Origin of the sequence: Granulicella paludicola (assembly GCF_025685545.1) — a bacterium.
GTDB classification, from domain to species: Bacteria; Acidobacteriota; Terriglobia; order Terriglobales; family Acidobacteriaceae; genus Granulicella; species Granulicella paludicola.
Genome location: NZ_JAGSYC010000019.1, coordinates 131,224 through 149,783, shown reverse-complemented (window position 1 = coordinate 149,783; position 18,560 = coordinate 131,224). Strand labels below are relative to the sequence as shown.

Sequence of the window (18,560 nt, the reverse complement as noted above, 5' to 3'; positions counted from 1 at the left end):
GCATTTTGAAAATCGAAGTAATTCAATACGAGCAGTCTTATGGTTGTCAACTATTTCGAAAAACGACTATGTATGGCACGCAACTGCCTCGCGAACTGGACACGGTCATTGCGATGGAATCTGAAGCTGTTCTCGAGCAGGGCGTCCTGCACTGCTGTGCTGGGTCTCCTGTGCATCAGCTTCCTGTCGCAGCCTCTGCACGCCCAATCCACGATCGAGCGCTCCACGCAGGTGACGACACAGGAGCGGCTCGAGACGGAGTTGTGGTGGCCGACGAAGTCTACCTCTCCACTCAGGGCCTACGCAGGTTCAAAGACTTGTCTCCAATGCCATACGCAAACCGAGCGGGCGACCTCGATGCAGCGCGCCGCCACGGTCGCCGGCGCTGACGATTTCCCCGCAGGACATCTCAGTTCAACCCTCAACACTTCAGCAATTGCGTATACCCTCGCAAAAAAAACAACCGGGTTGGAGTTTCAGGTTTCTGATGGCCTTCACAAATCGTCCCAGACTCTTGGCTGGGTGTTCGGTGCCGGAGATCTTGGGCGAACCTTCCTCTATCCAGCGAACGGGCGTTGGTATCAAAGCCAACTCAGCTACTACACCAGGATTGCGGCTCTCGATATCACCACCGGACTTCCTCCCTCCCACGCCTCGTCTTTGCAAGAAGCCATCGGCCAGCAGCTAAGCCCTCAGGACGCGCGCTCCTGCTTCAACTGTCACACGGTGCATGCAACTACATCTGCCGGGTTGGATCCTCTGCACGCCGAGCCGGGCATAGGATGCGAAGCTTGCCACGGACCAGGTCGAGACCATTCGAATACGATGAGTTCGGCAACTCATGCAGGAAACGCTGTTACCCCAGACAGCAAGGTCGCCATTTTCAATCCTGCGAGGCTCTCGCCATCGGACTCTATCGATTTCTGCGGCTCGTGCCATCGATCGTTCGCGGACGCGAGTCTATCGAATGGTCAAGGAGCAGAGACAGCTGTCGTTCGATTTCAGCCGTATCGCCTGGAAGAGAGCAAATGCTGGCGCGCCACAAAGGACGAGCGCCTCACATGCGTTGCCTGCCACGATCCTCATCAGCCGCTGAATCGAGACATGGTCTCGTATGACAACAAGTGCCTCGCCTGCCATGATTCGAAGAACGTAACAGCAACTCACCCACTCAGTCTCTGCCCGAAGGCGACATCCCATTGTGCTACTTGCCATATGCAGAAGGTCACCATCGCGAGCATGCACGGTGACTTCACAGATCACTTCATCCGCATCGTTCGGGTCGGAGAACCTCTACCGCGCTAACTGGAGAGAGAGTCGCTGCGCCAGCTCCGTCTGCTGATTGCGGTTCAAGAGATCCACGACACGCTGGACGCTGGTCAGATCGTCCTTCGCATACCCTACAGCCAGTTCGGCTGTGAGGTCAGCCTCCTTCACCTTCCCTAGATGGAAGTAGGAGTCGCTCAGCATGTAGAGCAGCGCGGGCTGTACCGTTCTCGACTTCACAAATTGCTCCGCTGCATCCTCCCAGCGCTGTTGGCGGTAACGGACCTCCCCTAACTCAGCCACGGCCAACTGGGAATTCGGCTGCGCCACAAGCTCCTGCCTAAAGTCGCGCTCGGCATCCTCCAAATCGCCTTGTTGCAGAGCGAGCAGGCCCAGATACGTGTGAGCTTCGCGGACGGTTGGCTCAATCGCGAGCGCTTTTTTGAGCAGCCGTTCAGCGTCCTCTGATCTGCCCATGTATAGATACACCACTCCTGCAAGCATGTACGGAGCGCCTGGGGTTGCCGTAGGTCCTTTGGCGCGTTGCCGGAAGAGTTCAATAGCTTCAGACTCATGGTTGTCCAGCAGAAGCTGACGCGCCTGCACTAGGGTCGCCTTCTCCGCGTCGCGCTCATCCGTCGGCACTACGGAACCAGCCTGTTCCACCAGCCTGCTGTGCAGCTCCGCCTCGTGGTCGGCATCTGCCATGCGCCCTAGCCCTGCATACGCACGAGACAGATAGAAGTGTGCAAGGATGATCGTCTGATCTAGCTGTAGCAAACGAGTGAGCGTTTCCACCGCTGCTTGATAGTTCTTCAACGCCAGTTGACAGTGGCCGAGTCCAAGCAATGACGCGGGATCTTTCGGCTTCACCGCTAGGACTCGCAGAAAGGGACCCTCGGCCTCCTGCCACTTTGACAGCTTCACGTCCACTTCCGCCAAAAGGGCTTCGGCTCTCAAATCCCCAGAGCGAAGCGAAACAGCTTTCGCGGCATATTGCGCCGCACTCTCGAGATCTTCGTTCCGTAGACTTGCCACACCCAAGTCAAAATCGATGCGATCCAACGTCGGATCGGCGTGCTGTGCCTTCGTGAGCCAAATGAGAGCTGTTGCATTATCGCCCGAGCTGCAGAGGAGTTCGCCATATTTTTGCCAGACCATCACGCTATCGGGCTGAACGCTCAAATCCCGTTGAATCGTCTTAAGGGCGAGATCGTTTTCATCCTGTAAGTGATAGGCCTGAGCCAGATAGAAGAGCGTGTCTCCATCGCGAGGAACCTGCAGTAAACGTTGCTGGAAGAGTGCGATGGCTTCCTGGGTATCGCCTGCGAGCAACCGAGCGACGCCAACTTTGTACTGCAACTCGACGTCCTTCGGGGCAAGCTGCAGAGCTGCTTCATAGGCTCTTTCCGCTTCGTTATCCCTCCCCATCTGCTCAAGCACAGATCCCTCAAACTTTAGCGCAGGAGAATACTTCGGATGCGATGCGATTAAGGCCTCCGCGAGCCGCAGCGCCTGACTGCTATCGCCCCGCTTTGCCGCAAGAACTGCTTGATGAAGCTGCACTGACGCGACAGCGTCGCCTCGAGAGGCAGCACTTTGGGCAGCCCCAATGGCTGTAACGCAAACTAACACGGCTATGAGCGACAGCGGAGCAAACGTTGCGCCCCACACATCACCTTGCCATAGAAGGATAGAAGACACTCCACCGAACGACCGCGATACCATGACGAAAATCGTAGCAGAGCCCAACGCTTGGGCTTCGCAAGCTAGTAACCAATTACAGTCCTTCGGTCACCTGGCTGGCCCACGTTGCTTGAATCCGCAATCGGGTTCTTGGTCACTCGTCGACCGTCTACACGGTTACCGTCCTGACTAAAGCTCGTTCCCATTTCAAACGATGTAGATGGGCCAATCCGTTAGCTCAGATATGTACATTCGCCGCACCACCTGCGGTGATTGATAGCTCCAATCGCCGCATGGTGCGATGTTCACCGCATGACCTGCGTCGTTTAGGAGGCTTTTTGTCGCAAATGATCGGATACAAAGCTCACTAGGCCACGATGTTTTCAGGATGATCTCCGCGCGCATACTTACGCAGTTCAGACATAGGGACCAGCACCCTTCCGCCAATCCTTCGAGTCGGTAAGCGTCGGTTCGCTATTAGGTAGTCGAGCCCACGTTGGCTGATAGAGAGTAGTTGGGCTGCCTCCTCCCGACTGACCAGCAACTTTGCCTCGGCTGGTATCGTGGCTCTTGAGGGTGGTTTCTTCTGTGCGCCGTTGAATGCCTGCATGGTTCGCTCCTGTTATGAATAGCTCTTCGTGCTTACAAACCCAATCCGTATCCCATGCTCCGGTCAATCACATGGTCTGATAAAGGGGCAATGTTCTTCCCAAGCGCAGGCATTGCCTATTCGGGCTTACACGCGCTCTGGTGCGAAACGTCATGCCCCAAAGCTTTCGGCAACTTCTCTAGACTGTCGGTAAATATGTGTGCGTCAAAATAATCGCGAGACGTGGCTTTGTTGCGACTGAATTTGCGCGAGGACGTTTGTCGGCCAAACGCGTGGACGCTATCTGGTTCCGTGATGAAGGACTTTCGCCGGTGGCTGCTCTATTGAATCTGGAGGCAGGAGAGAACTATCTGGAACCTGAGCAGGTACCGTCATGACTGTTGGCTGTGAAGAATCACGCCACGCGTGCAAGGACGTTCCGAGGATGAGTCCGAGCACAAGGCATGCACCAGCGATTACCGGGATCCAAACTCTCAAGAGATCTGTGCGCAACTCATGAAGGAACTCGTCGACGCGGGCAGAACGAGCCTCAACGCTCTGGCTGATCCTGCGGTTTGTATCCTCCACCTTGGCGGCTATCCCGTAGGATGGATCACCAACCTCCCTCAACGCGGAATTGAGGTGTTGCTGAGTCTTTTGCATCAGAGTGACGGCCTGTTCAAGGCTGGCAACCGTCTCTTTCATTCCAGTGGAGGCCAGATGCTGTCGTAGAGACTCCCCAAGAAGTCCAGCAATCCGCGTTGGATTCAGCCCCATCTCGATCTCCGAGGGAAGACAGGAGAGACGACTGTCGATGTCCTTACCCAACTCGATGATGCTGCGTTGGGTCTGCCGGGTGGTTTGCAGGTGTTGATCCAAAAGTCCTTTGATCTTCTCGCGCTGCTCTGCGATGTCAGCAGGCGTCTGGCGAACGATGAGTGCAAGAACACCCATCGCCTCTAGTACACGCAACATCTCGTCATCCGGGCTCAAAGTCTGAGCGTGCGCGACCACGCGGTAATACTCTGTCTGCAACCCCTCCGGCACCAGGCGGGCCAGCGAGTCAAAAAGGCTTGAAGTCTCGGCTGTCTCATTTACAAGAACGTCTCTCATGGCAGGAAGACCTCCTTGGTGCGGTCGAACTCCGCGAATAGCCGGCGTCGATAGCTCTGAGCCCGCATGACAAGCGAAGCACGCTTCAGTTCACTGACTGCCGTCTTCCGTTCTGCGATGTCACCCAGCCTGACGCCGTGCTGGCGAAGCGGATTCTCGAGCTCTGCCAGCCGAAACTCCATCTGCAGGATCGTTGGTGAAAAAGCGTCTCGAAAACGTTTTGCCTGTTCCGTGCTCTTCCAGTATGTGAAGTCCGAGAGGGCACTCGCAGAGTTTTCAACGATGACGTAATCGACGCGATCCTGGAGATGACTGGCCCACGCAAGGACGCTTTCCACGCTGGCAGGGTCGGGAGTGACGACTCCGACCGCCGTAAAACGAACACCCAGTGCGGCAACGTCGTCATACATCGCTTCAAACCATTCGGCTGCGACCTGGCCAGCACCTGCGCCCATGTCCGCAAGAATGATCTCCGCCCCACTATCCAGATGATCAACAAAGGCATCCAGGCCTGCCGGGGTATGTATGTTCACCTTGGTGACTGAGCCGTTGAAGAAATGCTTGAGAGATCCGCGCTGCTTGTTTTCAGTATCGAGATCGAGAAGCGTGACAGAGACTTGGTTCGCGGCAAACCACTCTGCCAGAGCAACGATCGCGCCAGTCTTCCCAACACCACCCTTACCGCCCATCGTGAAGATCACTCGCTTGCTTGTCATTTGCCACCTCCGCTGTTGGTGAGCGTGAGCGGTTCATTCTCACGAAATACGAAGCGTGGCCGCTGCGACTTCTCGGGTTGAGGCTTGGCTTGTAACGCTCGTACGGCACCCGAATCCGATGCAGCAACTGTTATGGGTGAAGGGAGTTCGAACTGCGCTATCTTTTTGTGCTGAGCACGGACTTTGACGAACGAGTGGATCGTGCTCGGAGCGACATGAAATCCCATCTTCATTAGGAACAATGCAGCGATGTCGCGATAGGTGTGTCCGCCGCGTCGCAGGCGGCGAATCAGTTCACGGTGCGGTTCGAGTTTGGAACGTGGTGGCTTCGGAGGCAGATCAAAGAGGTCTGCCGTGACGATTGGCGATTGGCTAGGGCTAGAGTGGGAATCCATCTCAATTCTCCATACGCAATGAGAGATCGACCCGTCATCGAACATCTTCGAGACGAGCACTGAACACACTCTGATGGGACTAATACTCAATGTCCATAGGTATTTTGGAGGCGTGTGTGTCTCACTCAAAGCCCGCACGGAGCGATGAGGAACCGAAAGGAACGCTCAAGACACGAAGCGAAGTTTGAGGAACTCTTGAGAGTCCACTCTGTTTCATAACGCAAAAACAGATGGCGACTTTGATTCTTACGTTAGAAGCCGAGACCGAGCATCTCTCCGAGGTTGATCTCAATCTCTGGCACGACCGCCTCCACCGCCGCAGCCACGCCCTTCTCTATGGGCGGAACTGCCTGGGTGATTTCGTTTGCGAGCTCCATCGCAGACGTACGTGCCATGGAAACACCTACCGACTCTCGAAGCTGTTCCATGTTGGACGTGACGATGGCGATACTTTCACGGCCACGCGACGCGGAGACGTAGAAGAGTTCCTGCTTCATTGCGTCTGCGGAGATGATGACGTTGTCGACCGTTTTCCCCTGACTGCGATGCGCGGTCACAGCATAGCCGTGCGTGAACTCACGATAATCTGCGGGCAGCGTGCGACCATCTTCCAGTTGCACAACGCCGCTGCCGACTTCTTTCACCATTACCAGTTCGCCGTTCGTGGCTCGGAAGCCATCGTCTCTGCGATTCGCTGTCAGAAGCAGCTTGTCTCCGTTGGCGATGTCGATGTCCTTACTTTCATAGACCGAGAATGACCTCGACTGGCCAAGATCGACGGTCTTCTCTTCCCCATGATTATTCTGCGTCACGATGGTGTAGCCATTTGTAGACGTTACGGTGAGAGACTCGTGCTTTTCGATTCCGCGTGAGGATCGATGGAATGTCAGCACCTGTCCCTCCTGATAGTTCGCGATGTCTTTCTTCTGTGCCTCGGTCCACTGCAGTGGGATGTGCCGCTGGAGCGTCTCCTCCCGTCCGAGAACTCCACGCTGTTTCAACTCTTCGCGGATGGCATGAGTGACTCGACCAATCTCTTCATGTGTGGCGGCGACGACCAGAACACTCTTGTTCATATCTGAGGTCATGTCTCGGTACAGGCCGGCCACGGTCTGGGCTCGTTCAAGAAACGGAACCTCGCGAAAAGCACCAAGCTCTTCGAGCTTCGCGAAACCCACATCAGGAGATTCCCGAAACGTCTGAATGGCCTGACGATACTCGGGATTGGACTGACGCTGGATCCCCGTAAGCGAGACGCTCGTCATCTTCGATTCACGCTCGAGGATGCGTAGAGCATCGGAAGATTCCACGCTCTGTATCTGTCTCGTGTCTCCAGAAAAAAGGATGCGGGCGTCCTGACGTTGCGCCAGTTCGAGTATGCCCTGCATCTGGCGGCCTGAGACCATGCCTGCTTCGTCAACAATCAAGACTCTGCCACGGAGTGCCTGCTGGGCGGTCTCATCCTCTAGCAGTCGTGAGATAGTCATGGATTCTTTGAGGCCCACCTTCTGCAGTTCCTCAACAGCGCTTCGAGTCGGGGCGACGGCGACAACTTTGCGACCGGCATCCTGGAGCCCTCGATGAATCTCGCGAAGCGTTGCCGTCTTCCCCGTTCCGGCAGCTCCACGCAGGTTGACTGCCAGGTCACGCGAGTCGAGGATCGTCTCGACGGCTTTGCGCTGCTCGTCACGGAGAGAGTCCACCGCCTGGAAGGTCTCCTGTCCACCAAGTCTTGTGTACTGGCCGATTCCATTGTTCACAGCCGAGACCAGAGTCCGCTCTCGCTCCAGGCTGAACTGCGTGGCGACGTTTCCTCCCGACTTCAGAAGGCTTCCGTTTGAAACCTCTAGCTCATAGGAGCCTTTCAACCCTCTAAGTTCGATCAAACCTCTGCCGTGGCGCAGAGCTTCCGTGAGGAGCTCGTGGTCCTTCGCTACTGTCTTTCGCTCGAAAAGGTGTTCTTCTGCATGTTGCAGCGACGAAGAGGCAATGCCCTGCCCCAGAGTTCTGGATTGGGCCTTTTCGATTGCTTCCTCACGAAGTGAGGACAGAGTCTGTCTTTCCTGCGGAGAGATACGTTCAAGCTGCCGCTCACGAACCTCGCTCGTGCTGATCTCATGAAGCTTGTCGGGACGGGTGTCGCGCACCAGCACAGCGACCTCATTGTCCGTCGGCTGTCGTCCCTGAGTCTCTACGAATTCCCGGATCGCCTCGTCTCGTTGCACACTGCGTTGTGAATAGCGCTCCCGCAGCTCTTTCGAAATACCCTTGATCTCAAATCCATTGTCTTCCCCTCTGGCTGTCCGCTGGCTCTCGATGTCATAGCCGAGTGCTCTTACCTCGCGCGCAAGCTCGTTGCGATACACCTCGGTCAAATAGGCACGTCGCTCATATAAACCCGACGCCTGGAGCGCCTTCCAGCGTCCCTCCGTGCCGTCGAAACTCAGATTCGCGGCTACCGCGTGCGTATGGAGCTGTGGATCGAGCTGACGGCTGCTGTCGTGGGTATACGCAGCAATGACTAGATTTCCGGTCTGACGGTTGTGGTTTGCTTCATCGACACGCACGCGAACACCGGCGTACTGCTCTGCCTCTTGCAGAGCCACCGTGACGGCCTTCTGATGCGCTTCAAGAAGCCGCTCGTCGTCTCCCACAAGTGCCTGGACGGATACTGACTTCGGCGCGGACAGCGTCAGGTCATACAAAGAACGCGCTTTACTCTCGACCGAGCCGTCCGTTCCAAGGCGATCAACACTATGGCGTGGACGCAGGAAGTCTTGCGTGTCCGGGTGCAGCCCTTCGCGAATCGCCTCGAACTGCGCATGGGTGACTGCTCCCTTGAGCCCGAGCAGCTCTGCCCCTCGACCATGCCATTCCCCCTGCACCGTCCGCTCTCGATCGTAGTAGTCACTGTGTTCGAGGTGTCTCGCTGCGTAATTTTGGCCACCGGTCATCGCCCGAATCGTCAACATCTTTCGACGCTACAGCTGTTCGAAATGTCGATGCAATAAGGGTTTAACGGGGGGCGATAGTTTTGAGTTATCAGCTGATAAATACAAAGTATTGGACGCGAATCGGAACAATCAGCACTCTCAGGACAACAACAGAACGGTGTTATGAGTTTTGGGAATAGTTGAGAACTGAAAAGTTATAACCGCAGGCCCGTCACCAGTGATAGACAGAAAGGATTAGGTATTGCTGTCCATCAAGCGCTCTTCAACAGCTTCAAAGACGTCCGGGAGGTAACGTATGGAGTTTGAAAAGAAACCACCGCAGCGAGCCGGTTCCGATTGGCCAGCTACTGAACCCTACTTGGATACAGACGAAGCTGCCGCAATTCTCAGGGTTCATCCTAAAACCCTGCAGCGGATGGCACGGAAGGGAGAAGTTCGAGGCGTCCGTGTCGGGAAATTATGGCGTTTTCGGAGCTCTGATCTCTTGCTGAAGAGCGCATGACCGAAACTACGGTCGAAGAAGTCTGATCAGGACTGCTTCTTCGCGCTCTTCTTTGCCGCCTTCTTCTTAGGTGGCCTTCCTGGTGCCAGAGCAGCAAACTCCTCGACCTCTGAGCGCAATACGAGCTTGTGGCCAGCGATTGTCACAGTAGATAGACGCCCTCGTTTCACGAGCGCCGCTATGGCCTGCTTCGATACGCCACGCAAGTCGGCTGCTTCCTTTTGGGAGAGAAATCGACTAAATTCAGTCGCGCTATCTATTGACTCAGTCAATATATTCTTGTACCTTTCTGCTAAAGGCTGCGTGCAAGCAGCCATGACAACTGATCAAGCGGGACACGTTAGTGCTGGAACACTGACATGTCCCTGACCACACCTCACCTTCCGAGAAAGGCGACGATATGGCTGTCTCTAAAAATATCCCTTCTTCCCCTACTGCCACAAGGCAGCATATTGCCGAGTTGTTCAAAAAGAGTCATGTCGTGGCTGAACGTAGACATGCCTGGAAAAGCGCGACGGCTCACCTCGATAACGGCGATCTCACTCTGCGCTTCCCACTTTACGAGCACCTACACAACTTCAATCTGTGCGCACAACGAATGATCGATCTGCTGAGATTGATAGATGCAGCTCTCAATGAGCCGGTGGAGGAAGCCTTTTACTGCGAGTGCCTCATCCAAAAAGTCCGCTCCGCATTTACAAGCGCGATTCTCGATCAGATGGCCGACATCGAGCATCTCGAAGGATGGATCTTTGAAAGCCTGTGCCGCACGGAAGAGATTGACCTCACCAATCCTGAGGACATATACCTCAAAGTCCGAGACTTGGAGACGGAACGGGTCAATAGCGGACAAGAACCGCGCATACGCTTTCTCGACGATTTGGAATCGGCAGCGGAAAGTGACCCTGATGCGGCCGACTGATTAGCAGTCATTTCCTCGCAAAAGTTATCAAATCCATAGGCACCCTTCCTCAAAGAGTCATAGCGTCGTGATCGATTGGAGACGCTCAAGGACCAGCGGGACTCGGCCATCGTCTAGAACAAAGCCTGGGAGTGCATCGAGGAACTTCGATGCTGCAAGCAAGTCTCTTGCAGCTTGGGCCAAATAGTCACGCAATGGCTTCGGAGAATCTTCGATTTCTCGGAGTATGCTTTCTCGTCCCTCGATCACTGCGACAAAGTCCTCAAGGTCGTGGCTGGCGAGGTAGTCCATCTTTCCACGCCCGCGAAATGCTTCCATCTTCGTTCCTAGAAAGAAAGGAGCCGAGATGATTCGGATGGATCGCCCACTGGGCAAGTTGATTACGTTCGCATGCTTGAGCGCGGGCTCATACCAAATGTTTGTGAAGCCCAGCACCTCTTTTCTTAGCGCGAGCACATCGAGCGTCAAAGAGCCGTGGTGCCAGCGGCAGGTGAGCGCGTTCTCTCCATCGTCTTCCGTAAAATGTGCCTGGCGAAGACGGTCAGAAAACGCAATGTAGTCCGCGTACGTGACAATCTCCGCTATTACGTCCACGTCGGTGGTAGCACGAATAGGGGCGGCACCTTCATCGGTGATGAGCAGTCCCAACGTTATGCCGCCAACGAAGACGATCTCTTCCAAAAATGGCGCAAGCTTGCGGACAGCGTCTTCCAGGAGAGGTAGATTCGGATCAGGCATGCAGAAGCTCTCTAAGTAACTCAACAGCCAAATTCTTTTCGCGCGTCCTCCCCTCACGAATCGCATCGGCTAGCGCGAGAGCACTATAGAGCTTGGAATCCCTTAGAGAAGCTTTTGGGGCTCCGGCGTACAAAGGGATCAGTGCAATTCCTCTGACCTTTCCGTCTGGATAGGGCCAGACGGCCGGAGGGTCCTTATCCTCCAGGAAACGGGACCTCAACGGTTCTGCAGCCACTCCGGTAGGTACACCACGTACCATCGAACCTCGTACTGCAGGGAAAGCGTAGCGCAGTCCGTGGGCGAGAAATTCCATCAGCCCTGAGCGGTTCACCCTTTTCTCACCACCGGATATGTACAGAAGACCTGACTCCACGCAGCGTTTTTGCGCTTTGGAGACCTCAGATGGGGAGATGCAGAGATTCGCAGCGAGGTCCTTCGAGAAGATCTGTGGCCCATCCTGAATCGACAGTTGAAGGAGAAGCGCTATGTCTTGACCTTGCATGACAGCCATTATAGCGCGTGATTTCCATTTTGGAACTTGGAAATTAATAACCAAAGTCGGCGCGCTGAACACTTACCACTCACATGACGCTTTCGAAAAAAGGCGCTCGTGAAGTGACCAAGAGTACCCGCCGATCCCATGAAAGCGACATAAGCCCACGAATATGGGAAGGTGATCCTGCCCTTCACCGTTCTTAGGAGTATGGATTGTGTCTTGGAACCGACGAAGCAGGCTGTGCTGGCGGAGATGAAGAATAACCACGCGGCAGGTTTTAACGCCGATTCTTTCCTTCACCGGGCGTAGAAGGCCAGCTTCTACAAACACTTCGGAGATGGATCCGAAGGCGATCGCCGGAGATCCCGTAAATGTCGCCGGCAATCTGCTCAGGCACATCCACGCCTTCCCCAGATGTAGCGGATATCTAAATCTCGAATGACGCTAGTGAACGTGGACTGCAATGACTTTGGTGTTTCCCATTCCCCCATGAATCATGTCGCCGCTCAGCAGCACTTCAAAGTTGCGAAGTTTTCCGGTTTTATCCATAGCTTGTTGCATGACCGGCGCCCATAGGGACTCATTCGTAAAGAAGTTCACGGCGCCGTAAGTGGAGCCCATGGTGGTGCCTTCGATGATCAACACACGTCCGACTCCCTGCGAGTTATTCAAGAGGGCGATGTGAGTGAATGACTTCTGCGGCTCTCGGGCTCGCCTGTCGTATGCGTAGAGGGGTAGTTCCCCCGATTTTGGCGCCCGGTTTTCGATGCGATAGACGTCGTTGGCATAGTTCCAGTGCTCGGTGAAGTCCATGTCTTTCTGATAGAGCGTGACCCACGGATCGAACGACTCTGCTCCGATGAGGATGAGGTTATTGTTGTGCGTGTCCGCGACTGCCACATCACGGGCGTAGCGCAACTCGATGGAGCTTCCTACCTTTGGTTCTCCCATGCGCTCTGAGGCGCGTACCAGGGTGGCAACCATCACAAGATCAGCCATGGGCGTCTCGGAACGGACACTGAGCGGAACGTCCCGATGGGTGGGGACGCGCGTAACGGTGGTCTGTCCCTGGTACACCTGTGTCGCATATTGCTCAAGCGAAACTCCGCGCTGCTCCCATGCAATGAAGGTATCCAGACTCGCATCCCCCGGCACGATAAGCGTCTTGAGACTCCCCGGAAAAATTGCATGCCATAGAGGCTGAGGGCCAAGTGGGGCGACGACATCTGCTGTTGCGTGCCTCTGCTGAACGTAGGCGATGGCGAGTCCAACGACTGCCAGCAACAGGACGATGGTCGCAGATTCAAGCAGCCGTATCTTGCGCATGAATGGGGATCTGCGATCCGAGTCTTCCGCAAAGGCGGAGCGATGGGTTCCGTCCAAAGAGGAAACCGACTGTGTATTCGACCGGAGAGCGCTCCCCACTGAAATCTCCGAGAAGACCGCCACATAGCCACCCCGAGGAATGTCTATCCTGATCTGGTCGTTTACGCCTTCGGTTGCGTAGTACTGGTCAAGCCGCTGGCGAAGATGCCGTGCGGTGCCTCGGACGATCGTGTCCTCTGACGAGTTGTATCCAGGAACCTTGCCAAAGACATGGATGCCAATCTGCTGCTCGCTCAGTTCCGAGTGGTGTCCTTCAACGGAGTGAAGGACGATGAACTCCAGCAGAGAGCAGAGACGCGGAGCTTTCGCGAACGTTCGACTCGCCAGAACGCGACGCAGTTGAACGACGTTTTGATCGCTGACTGGCTCTACAGACACTGAATTCACCGCCTGTTTGTAACACCTTCACACTATAGCGTTCAAGTTGTCCCGATGTGCCCGTGCCCGCTCTTCTTGATCGTCGCTTCGAGTGGCTCACGGTCAGAAGCGGTTGACAAAGAACAGCAGCTCCGCCAAGCTAGACAACATGGTTACCCGCCGCGTCTCCACATGTCTCACCCGCTGCAGCTGTCGCTGCCAGGTGTGTACCCGTGGATGCGCGCGTTGTCGATAGAGATAGGCTTTCCAGCCGGTCCAGCGTACATCCATCACCCCGCCTAATCTGAATCGTTGCGCTCTCGCCTATCGCCAGAGTGTGCCTGAATTCGTGGTTTTCACGGGTGTCACACCGTGAAAATCCTGTATTCCCCTTACGAAAGAGGTGCGCCGCTGTTCCTATGCGGTGTCTCTCCTGCCTCCCTTTTTTTCAAACTGAATCGAACCACTCTCAACTGAAGTGAACAGGACTCTTATGAATCGCAGAAATTTCATCGGGCTTTCGGCAGCAGCGGCGGTTGCCGCCCAGGCGCGGGGAGTCGCTCCCCCCCCAACATCGGGAGCTCGTCGGCCAAACTTCCTTATCATCGTCGCCGACGATCTGATGTTTCGGACCATCAACTCAATCAACAATCCGGAGGTGCATACGCCGAACCTTGACCGGCTTGTAAAAAGCGGCAGCCACTTTACGCACTGCTTCCACTCGGGTTCGTGGACCGGTGCGGTCTGCGTCGCCAGCCGAACCATGCTGCACACCGGGCTATCGCCATTCAAAGCGGAAAAAGCGTTGCCGGGCGACCAGGCCGCCAGCATTCCAACATGGGGACAGACCTTCCGGGAGGCAGGATACAAAAGTTTCATCACCGGCAAGTGGCACCTCGATGCCGTCTCCCTGTCACGATCCTTCTCCGATATGGCCACGGTAGCGCCAGGCTTTCTGAATTCGACGCCGAACATGTACCATCGCCCAGCACCCGACAACACTTGGAGTCCCACCGATCGCAGCCTCAAAGGTCACTGGCTCGACAAGAAGCTTTGGCTCGATCCCGCCGATACCGGAACGAAGCATTCCTCGGAGGTCTACGCCGACTCCGCGATCGCTTTTCTCCGGTCTCAACGAGGCTCTCCCAAGCAGCCCTTCTTCGCCTACATGGCATTCAACGCGCCCCATGATCCTCGCCAGGCACCAGAGGAATTCCAGGCTCTATATGACGTCGACAAGATTGAGCTGCCCCCCAACTACCTGCCACAGCACCCCTTCGATCAGGGTGACTTCCACACGCGCGACGAGGAGCTTGCACCTTTCCCGCGAACCGAGCTTGCCGTCAAGACGCACCGCAAGGAATACTACGCAATCATCTCGCATATGGATGCGCAGGTTGGCCGAGTATTAGACGAGCTCGAACATTCCGGCCATGCCGATAATACGTACGTCGTTTTCACTGCGGATCACGGACTCGCTGTTGGCGAGCACGGACTCATGGGAAAGCAGAACCAGTATGAATGCTCCATGCGGATGCCGCTCATCCTTCGCGGGCCCGGAATCACGCCGGGCAAACGAATTGACAAGATGGTCTACCAGCACTGCCTGTATGCCACCACGTGTGAGCTCGCCGGTCTCCCTGTTCCTCCACACGTGGAGTTCTATAGCCTGAGGCCTCTACTGCTAAGCGAAGACGCGCAGCCGCCCTATGACGCTATGTTCGGGTGGCTGAATGTGCTGCAGCGGAGCCTACGCACGGAAAAGCACAAGCTCATCTTCTACATTCCGATTCGCCGCTACCAGCTATTCGATATCGAGAACGATCCGTGGGAGATGCACGACCTCGTGGATGACCCGGCCTATGCCACAGTCAAGAGCGACATGGTCTCACGACTCACGAAGATGCAGCGTGCCCTCGGCGATCCCATCTCCCTCAACAACCCTCCCAAAGTCGGGCCGGGAAATAACTACTAGCTCCCAATCAGTCAATTGATTCAACTTTCAGGCCGCATACGTTTCGCAAGGAAAACCCATGAAAAATATAAAATTGATCCTACGAATCAGCGTTGAACTTCTCATGTTTGTCGGAATGATTACGATCAGCGCCAGCACCAGCTACGCCCAGAACTCGACGGGTTCAATCAGCATCCGCGTCACAGACACCACGGGCGCGGTCCTTCCCGATGTCGTTGTAACCGTCACCGGCACAGACACAGGCGCACAGATCCGCCAGCTGAAGAGCAACACGGACGGCATTGCGAATGTTCCCCAAGTGCCTCCAGGCCGATACAACATAGAGGTCAGTCTGCAAGGGTTCAAGACCTTCCAGCAGGTTGCCGTCGATGTGCAGGTGGGCGCTACCGTCACCCTTACCCCTGCGTTGCAGATTGGTGCGTCTACTGACTCGGTGACCATCACCGGCGAGACGCCGCTGATCGAAGACAAGTCACAGACCGTGCAGCAGGTCATCGAAGCCAAGGAACTTACGGACATTCCCCTCAACGGCCGCAATTATATCCAGGCCGCCAACTACATCCCCGGCGTCGTGCCGGAGAATGGAGGACGCGACAATAGCTTTGTGGCCTACGGAAACAACGGCCTGCAAAACGCCTTTCTTCTTGACGGTGCACGCAACGTGAACTATCTCCGTGGCCTCGATAACGAGCAGAGAGACATGGTGCGACCACCGCTTGACGCCCTGCAGGAGTTCACCGTCCAGACCTCGAACTACTCGGCTGAGTTCGGTGCCTCCGCTGGCGCTGTAGTCAACGCGATCACCAAGAGCGGCACGAACAAATATCACGGCTCCGCCTACGACTTCATCCGTAATGACGCAGCCGACGCCAAGACATACTTCTACAACCCCGTGTCCGCTCCGCGTAAGCCTCAGCTCGTGCAGAATCAGTACGGTGGCAGTCTCGGCGGCCACATCATCAAGGACAAGCTTTTTTACTTCGCCGCATATGAAGGCGTCCACACTAAAGCCTCGACCTTCAACAAAGGTGTTGTGCCCTCGGACCTTGAGCGCACGGGAGACTTCTCGCAATCCAAATATCCGATCTACGATCCGAGCACAACGACGCTGGTCGGCACGACGTACACGCGCGCTCAATTTGCCGGGAACAAAATACTACCGACCAGCATCAACGCGCTTGGTCAGCAACTGGTAAATCTGTATCCCCATGCGAACGACGTCAGTGCAGACGGCTTCACCCATTACTACGACTACAACATCCCCAGCCTCGCCGATACGAAGAACGGCATCGGTCGTCTCGATTGGGTGCTCAATGCCAGGAATAGCGCTTTTGTGCGCTACGGAGAAACGCTGAATAACACGTTTACTGGCGTTGGCCTTCCGGGTGCGCAGGATCCAGGCAACAGCCGCGTCGATTCAAAGGGGCTGGGGCTGGGTTACACCCGCATCATCACCTCAAACCTGCTCAACGATCTGCGCTTCTCCTGGACCACGGTCAATGACCATGGGCAGGGTACGCTACCGTTGAATTCGTACATCCCGGGCCTGCTCGACGCGGCCATCACGGAAGGAATTCCGATCTTCAACGTGACTAACTTTGGCTCCCTCGGCTCGGAGGCTGTCGGCAACTCGCCTCTCAGCAAGACGTCTGGCGTATGGGATTGGGCAGATAACGTCAGTTGGTCCCATGGCTCGCATCTCTGGAAGTTTGGTGGTGAGGTTCTCTGGATTCGCCCCAACACGTCGGCAGCCTCCAACGGAAGGGGCTCTCTCACCTTTACCGGCGCCTTCACCCAATTACCCACCACATCGGCTACGAGGACGACATCGGGCAGTGCCGTCGCCGATTTTCTGCTCGGCTATGCCAACAGCGTAGGGACTGGGACCACTCTCCATAGCCAGGAGCGCGGCTGGTATTACGGTGGTTACGCAAATGATCAATGGACCGTCACTCCAAACCTGACGCTGAACTACGGTCTTCGGTACGAGGTCTTCACGCCTTTCTACGACACCAATAACGGCTTGGGGAACTTCGTCACAGACGTCAACTCGCCGCTGTACCTGCAGTACATCAAGGCGGGTCTCGACACGCGGCTGCCGCGAGCCCTTATCTACACCGACACGAATAACATTGCTCCCCGCGTGGGTCTCGCGTATCGAGTGCCTCACGTGAAGGACATGACCGTCCGTTCGTCGTATGGCATCTTCTACGCCCAGGATCAAGGCTCCGGCATTACGAGCCGCCTCTCCAACAATCCGCCCTACAATAACTACGGAGCCATCAACCAGTCGAGCGATCAGATCAACACCAGCACCGCGTTCTATCTGTCCGCCACGCAGACAATCCCTCGTCCTGTTCCGGTTACTCCGGCCTCGTTTGTACTGCTACCCACCTACACAGGTGGCCTTACGAGCTGGAATACGCATATGCGCACAGGCTATGTGCAGGAGTGGAGTCTCTCCGTGCAGAAGCAGCTTCCAAGCAACATGCTCGTAGAGGTCAACTACGTTGGCAATCACGCTATCCATCTGCTCGGCGCCTCGAACGTCAATCAGCCGCTCGTCCTAAACGCGACGACCGTTCAGTCTCGTCGACCGCTCTCCGCAGTAACGCAGTCGGCAGTCAACCAGATCGGCGATTGGAACGCCTCGCAGTATGAAGGCGTTTCGGCGAAGCTGGAGAAGCGCTTCTCGCATGGAGTTGAGTTTCGCAACTCGCTCACCTACGGTCGCAGCTTCAACCTTCTCGGCAACTCGCTCGATACCTGCGACACCTGCGGCAACAGCGATGCTCTCCAGAACTCCTACGACCACGCCAGCAACTGGGGCCCGAGCGACTACGATATCCACCTTCGTTATGCGCTAACCGGTGCTTTCGAGTCACCCTTCGGTCACAACCATGCGTTGCTCGCCAACAACGGAATTGCGTCTGCCGTCCTGGGTGGCTGGGTCGTGTCTCCTATCTACACCTGGCAGAGTGGTGCGCCTGTAACTCCCGGCGAAAGCGATCTGGCGAACTCAGGCCAAACGAACCGTCCTAACCGTACCTGCGATGCCAACGCGGGCGCTCCCCGTACCATCGCGAAGTGGTTCAATACGCAGTGCTTCGTGGGCCAGCCGCAATTCACCTTCGGAAACTCGCGCAAGGGCTCGGTCTACGCTCCTGGCCAGAACCAGCTAAACGCCAACATTCAACGCAACTTCCCAGTGCCCCACTGGAAAGACTCGAACCTAAATTTCCGTTTGGAAGGCTTCAATGTACTGAACCACCCGCAGTTCAGCACTCCAAACCTTACTCTCGGATCAACAGCTTTCGGCACGATCACGTCCGCCGGTACGCAGCGTCAGTTGCAGGCCGCAGTAAGGTTGACCTTCTAGCTGCCATCCTTCCCTCATGATGTGGCGACTCAGCGAGCTTCCTAGTAGGCTCGCTGAGTCGACATATCATTTGGATCTGTACTCCT

Annotated in this window: 14 protein-coding genes and 1 pseudogene; 6 read left to right on the top strand and 9 right to left on the bottom strand. The window is 55.8% G+C overall.

The genetic code is table 11. The annotated features are described in order from the left end of the window. Positions 1 to 108: 108 nt before the first annotated feature. Entirely contained in the window at positions 109 to 1,305 is a 1,197-nt protein-coding gene (locus OHL14_RS03140; protein WP_263377854.1) for a cytochrome c3 family protein, read from the top strand. Here the strand turns inward: OHL14_RS03140 and OHL14_RS03135 are convergent. The 6 genes from OHL14_RS03135 to mobF form a co-directional block, all read right to left on the bottom strand. After that, positions 1,294 to 2,901, bottom strand: a complete 1,608-nt coding sequence (locus OHL14_RS03135; protein WP_396270802.1) for a tetratricopeptide repeat protein — start codon at positions 2,899 to 2,901, stop codon at positions 1,294 to 1,296. The two genes, OHL14_RS03140 and OHL14_RS03135, sit on opposite strands and share 12 nt — an antisense overlap. Positions 2,902 to 3,319: 418 nt before the next feature. After that, a complete protein-coding gene (locus tag OHL14_RS20170) occupies positions 3,320 to 3,562 on the bottom strand; it encodes a helix-turn-helix domain-containing protein (RefSeq protein WP_396270793.1) in 243 nt (80 codons plus the stop codon). Positions 3,563 to 3,841: 279 nt separating this feature from the next. Beyond that, positions 3,842 to 4,654: a hypothetical protein gene (locus OHL14_RS03130; protein WP_263377852.1), complete on the bottom strand. Its 813-nt coding sequence runs from the start codon at positions 4,652 to 4,654 to the stop codon at positions 3,842 to 3,844. Then, positions 4,651 to 5,370, bottom strand: a complete 720-nt coding sequence (locus OHL14_RS03125) for a nucleotide-binding protein (RefSeq protein WP_263377851.1) — start codon at positions 5,368 to 5,370, stop codon at positions 4,651 to 4,653. The genes OHL14_RS03130 and OHL14_RS03125 overlap by 4 nt, the downstream gene beginning before the upstream one ends. Next, the gene (locus OHL14_RS03120) at positions 5,367 to 5,765 is read right to left on the bottom strand and encodes a hypothetical protein (RefSeq protein ID WP_263377850.1); all 399 of its coding nucleotides are present in this window, start codon (positions 5,763 to 5,765) and stop codon (positions 5,367 to 5,369) included. Before OHL14_RS03120 ends, OHL14_RS03125 begins: the two co-directional genes overlap by 4 nt. Before the next feature lie 251 nt (positions 5,766 to 6,016). Then, the gene (gene mobF, locus OHL14_RS03115) at positions 6,017 to 8,737 is read right to left on the bottom strand and encodes a MobF family relaxase (protein WP_263377849.1); all 2,721 of its coding nucleotides are present in this window, start codon (positions 8,735 to 8,737) and stop codon (positions 6,017 to 6,019) included. 277 nt (positions 8,738 to 9,014) lie between these two features. Here mobF and OHL14_RS20165 point away from each other — a divergent pair, with 277 nt between their 5' ends. Next, positions 9,015 to 9,221, top strand: a complete 207-nt coding sequence (locus OHL14_RS20165) for a helix-turn-helix domain-containing protein (protein WP_396270790.1) — start codon at positions 9,015 to 9,017, stop codon at positions 9,219 to 9,221. 26 nt (positions 9,222 to 9,247) lie between these two features. On the opposite strand, the gene OHL14_RS20160 is transcribed toward OHL14_RS20165, so the two are convergent. Beyond that, positions 9,248 to 9,538, bottom strand: a complete 291-nt coding sequence (locus tag OHL14_RS20160) for a helix-turn-helix domain-containing protein (protein WP_396270788.1) — start codon at positions 9,536 to 9,538, stop codon at positions 9,248 to 9,250. An 83-nt stretch (positions 9,539 to 9,621) separates the two neighbouring features. On the opposite strand from OHL14_RS20160, the gene OHL14_RS03110 reads away from it, so the two are divergent. Beyond that, a complete protein-coding gene (locus OHL14_RS03110) occupies positions 9,622 to 10,143 on the top strand; it encodes a hypothetical protein (RefSeq protein ID WP_263377848.1) in 522 nt (173 codons plus the stop codon). A gap of 57 nt (positions 10,144 to 10,200) precedes the next feature. On the opposite strand, the gene OHL14_RS03105 is transcribed toward OHL14_RS03110, so the two are convergent. After that, entirely contained in the window at positions 10,201 to 10,824 is a 624-nt protein-coding gene (locus tag OHL14_RS03105; protein ID WP_263377847.1) for a hypothetical protein, read from the bottom strand. A 724-nt stretch (positions 10,825 to 11,548) separates the two neighbouring features. On the opposite strand from OHL14_RS03105, the pseudogene OHL14_RS20155 reads away from it, so the two are divergent. Beyond that, a pseudogene (locus OHL14_RS20155) lies at positions 11,549 to 11,686 on the top strand (hypothetical protein); the annotation flags it as partial. A 135-nt stretch (positions 11,687 to 11,821) separates the two neighbouring features. Here the strand turns inward: OHL14_RS20155 and OHL14_RS03100 are convergent. Beyond that, positions 11,822 to 13,150 carry a hypothetical protein gene (locus tag OHL14_RS03100; RefSeq protein ID WP_263377846.1) on the bottom strand — a complete coding sequence of 443 codons (1,329 nt, stop codon included), beginning with the start codon at positions 13,148 to 13,150 and terminating at the stop codon, positions 11,822 to 11,824. Positions 13,151 to 13,613: 463 nt separating this feature from the next. On the opposite strand from OHL14_RS03100, the gene OHL14_RS03095 reads away from it, so the two are divergent. Both OHL14_RS03095 and OHL14_RS03090 read left to right on the top strand, forming a co-directional pair. After that, complete coding sequence (locus OHL14_RS03095) at positions 13,614 to 15,095, top strand: sulfatase-like hydrolase/transferase (protein WP_263377845.1); 1,482 nt, start codon at positions 13,614 to 13,616, stop codon at positions 15,093 to 15,095. A gap of 58 nt (positions 15,096 to 15,153) precedes the next feature. Then, on the top strand, positions 15,154 to 18,474 hold the full coding sequence (locus OHL14_RS03090) for a TonB-dependent receptor (RefSeq protein ID WP_263377844.1): 3,321 nt from the start codon (positions 15,154 to 15,156) through the stop codon (positions 18,472 to 18,474). The last annotated feature ends 86 nt before the right edge of the window (positions 18,475 to 18,560 follow it).

Excerpts from the sequence above, each read along its gene's own strand:
- OHL14_RS20170 (WP_396270793.1), bottom strand. The coding sequence starts at position 3,562 with ATGCAGGCATTCAACGGCGCACAGAAGAAACCACCCTCAAGAGCCACG.
- OHL14_RS03130 (WP_263377852.1), bottom strand. The coding sequence starts at position 4,654 with ATGAGAGACGTTCTTGTAAATGAGACAGCCGAGACTTCAAGCCTTTTT.
- OHL14_RS03125 (WP_263377851.1), bottom strand. The coding sequence starts at position 5,370 with ATGACAAGCAAGCGAGTGATCTTCACGATGGGCGGTAAGGGTGGTGTT.
- OHL14_RS03120 (WP_263377850.1), bottom strand. The coding sequence starts at position 5,765 with ATGGATTCCCACTCTAGCCCTAGCCAATCGCCAATCGTCACGGCAGAC.
- mobF (WP_263377849.1), bottom strand. The coding sequence starts at position 8,737 with ATGTTGACGATTCGGGCGATGACCGGTGGCCAAAATTACGCAGCGAGA.
- OHL14_RS20165 (WP_396270790.1), top strand. The coding sequence starts at position 9,015 with ATGGAGTTTGAAAAGAAACCACCGCAGCGAGCCGGTTCCGATTGGCCA.
- OHL14_RS20160 (WP_396270788.1), bottom strand. The coding sequence starts at position 9,538 with ATGGCTGCTTGCACGCAGCCTTTAGCAGAAAGGTACAAGAATATATTG.
- OHL14_RS03110 (WP_263377848.1), top strand. The coding sequence starts at position 9,622 with ATGGCTGTCTCTAAAAATATCCCTTCTTCCCCTACTGCCACAAGGCAG.
- OHL14_RS03095 (WP_263377845.1), top strand. The coding sequence starts at position 13,614 with ATGAATCGCAGAAATTTCATCGGGCTTTCGGCAGCAGCGGCGGTTGCC.
- OHL14_RS03090 (WP_263377844.1), top strand. The coding sequence starts at position 15,154 with ATGAAAAATATAAAATTGATCCTACGAATCAGCGTTGAACTTCTCATG.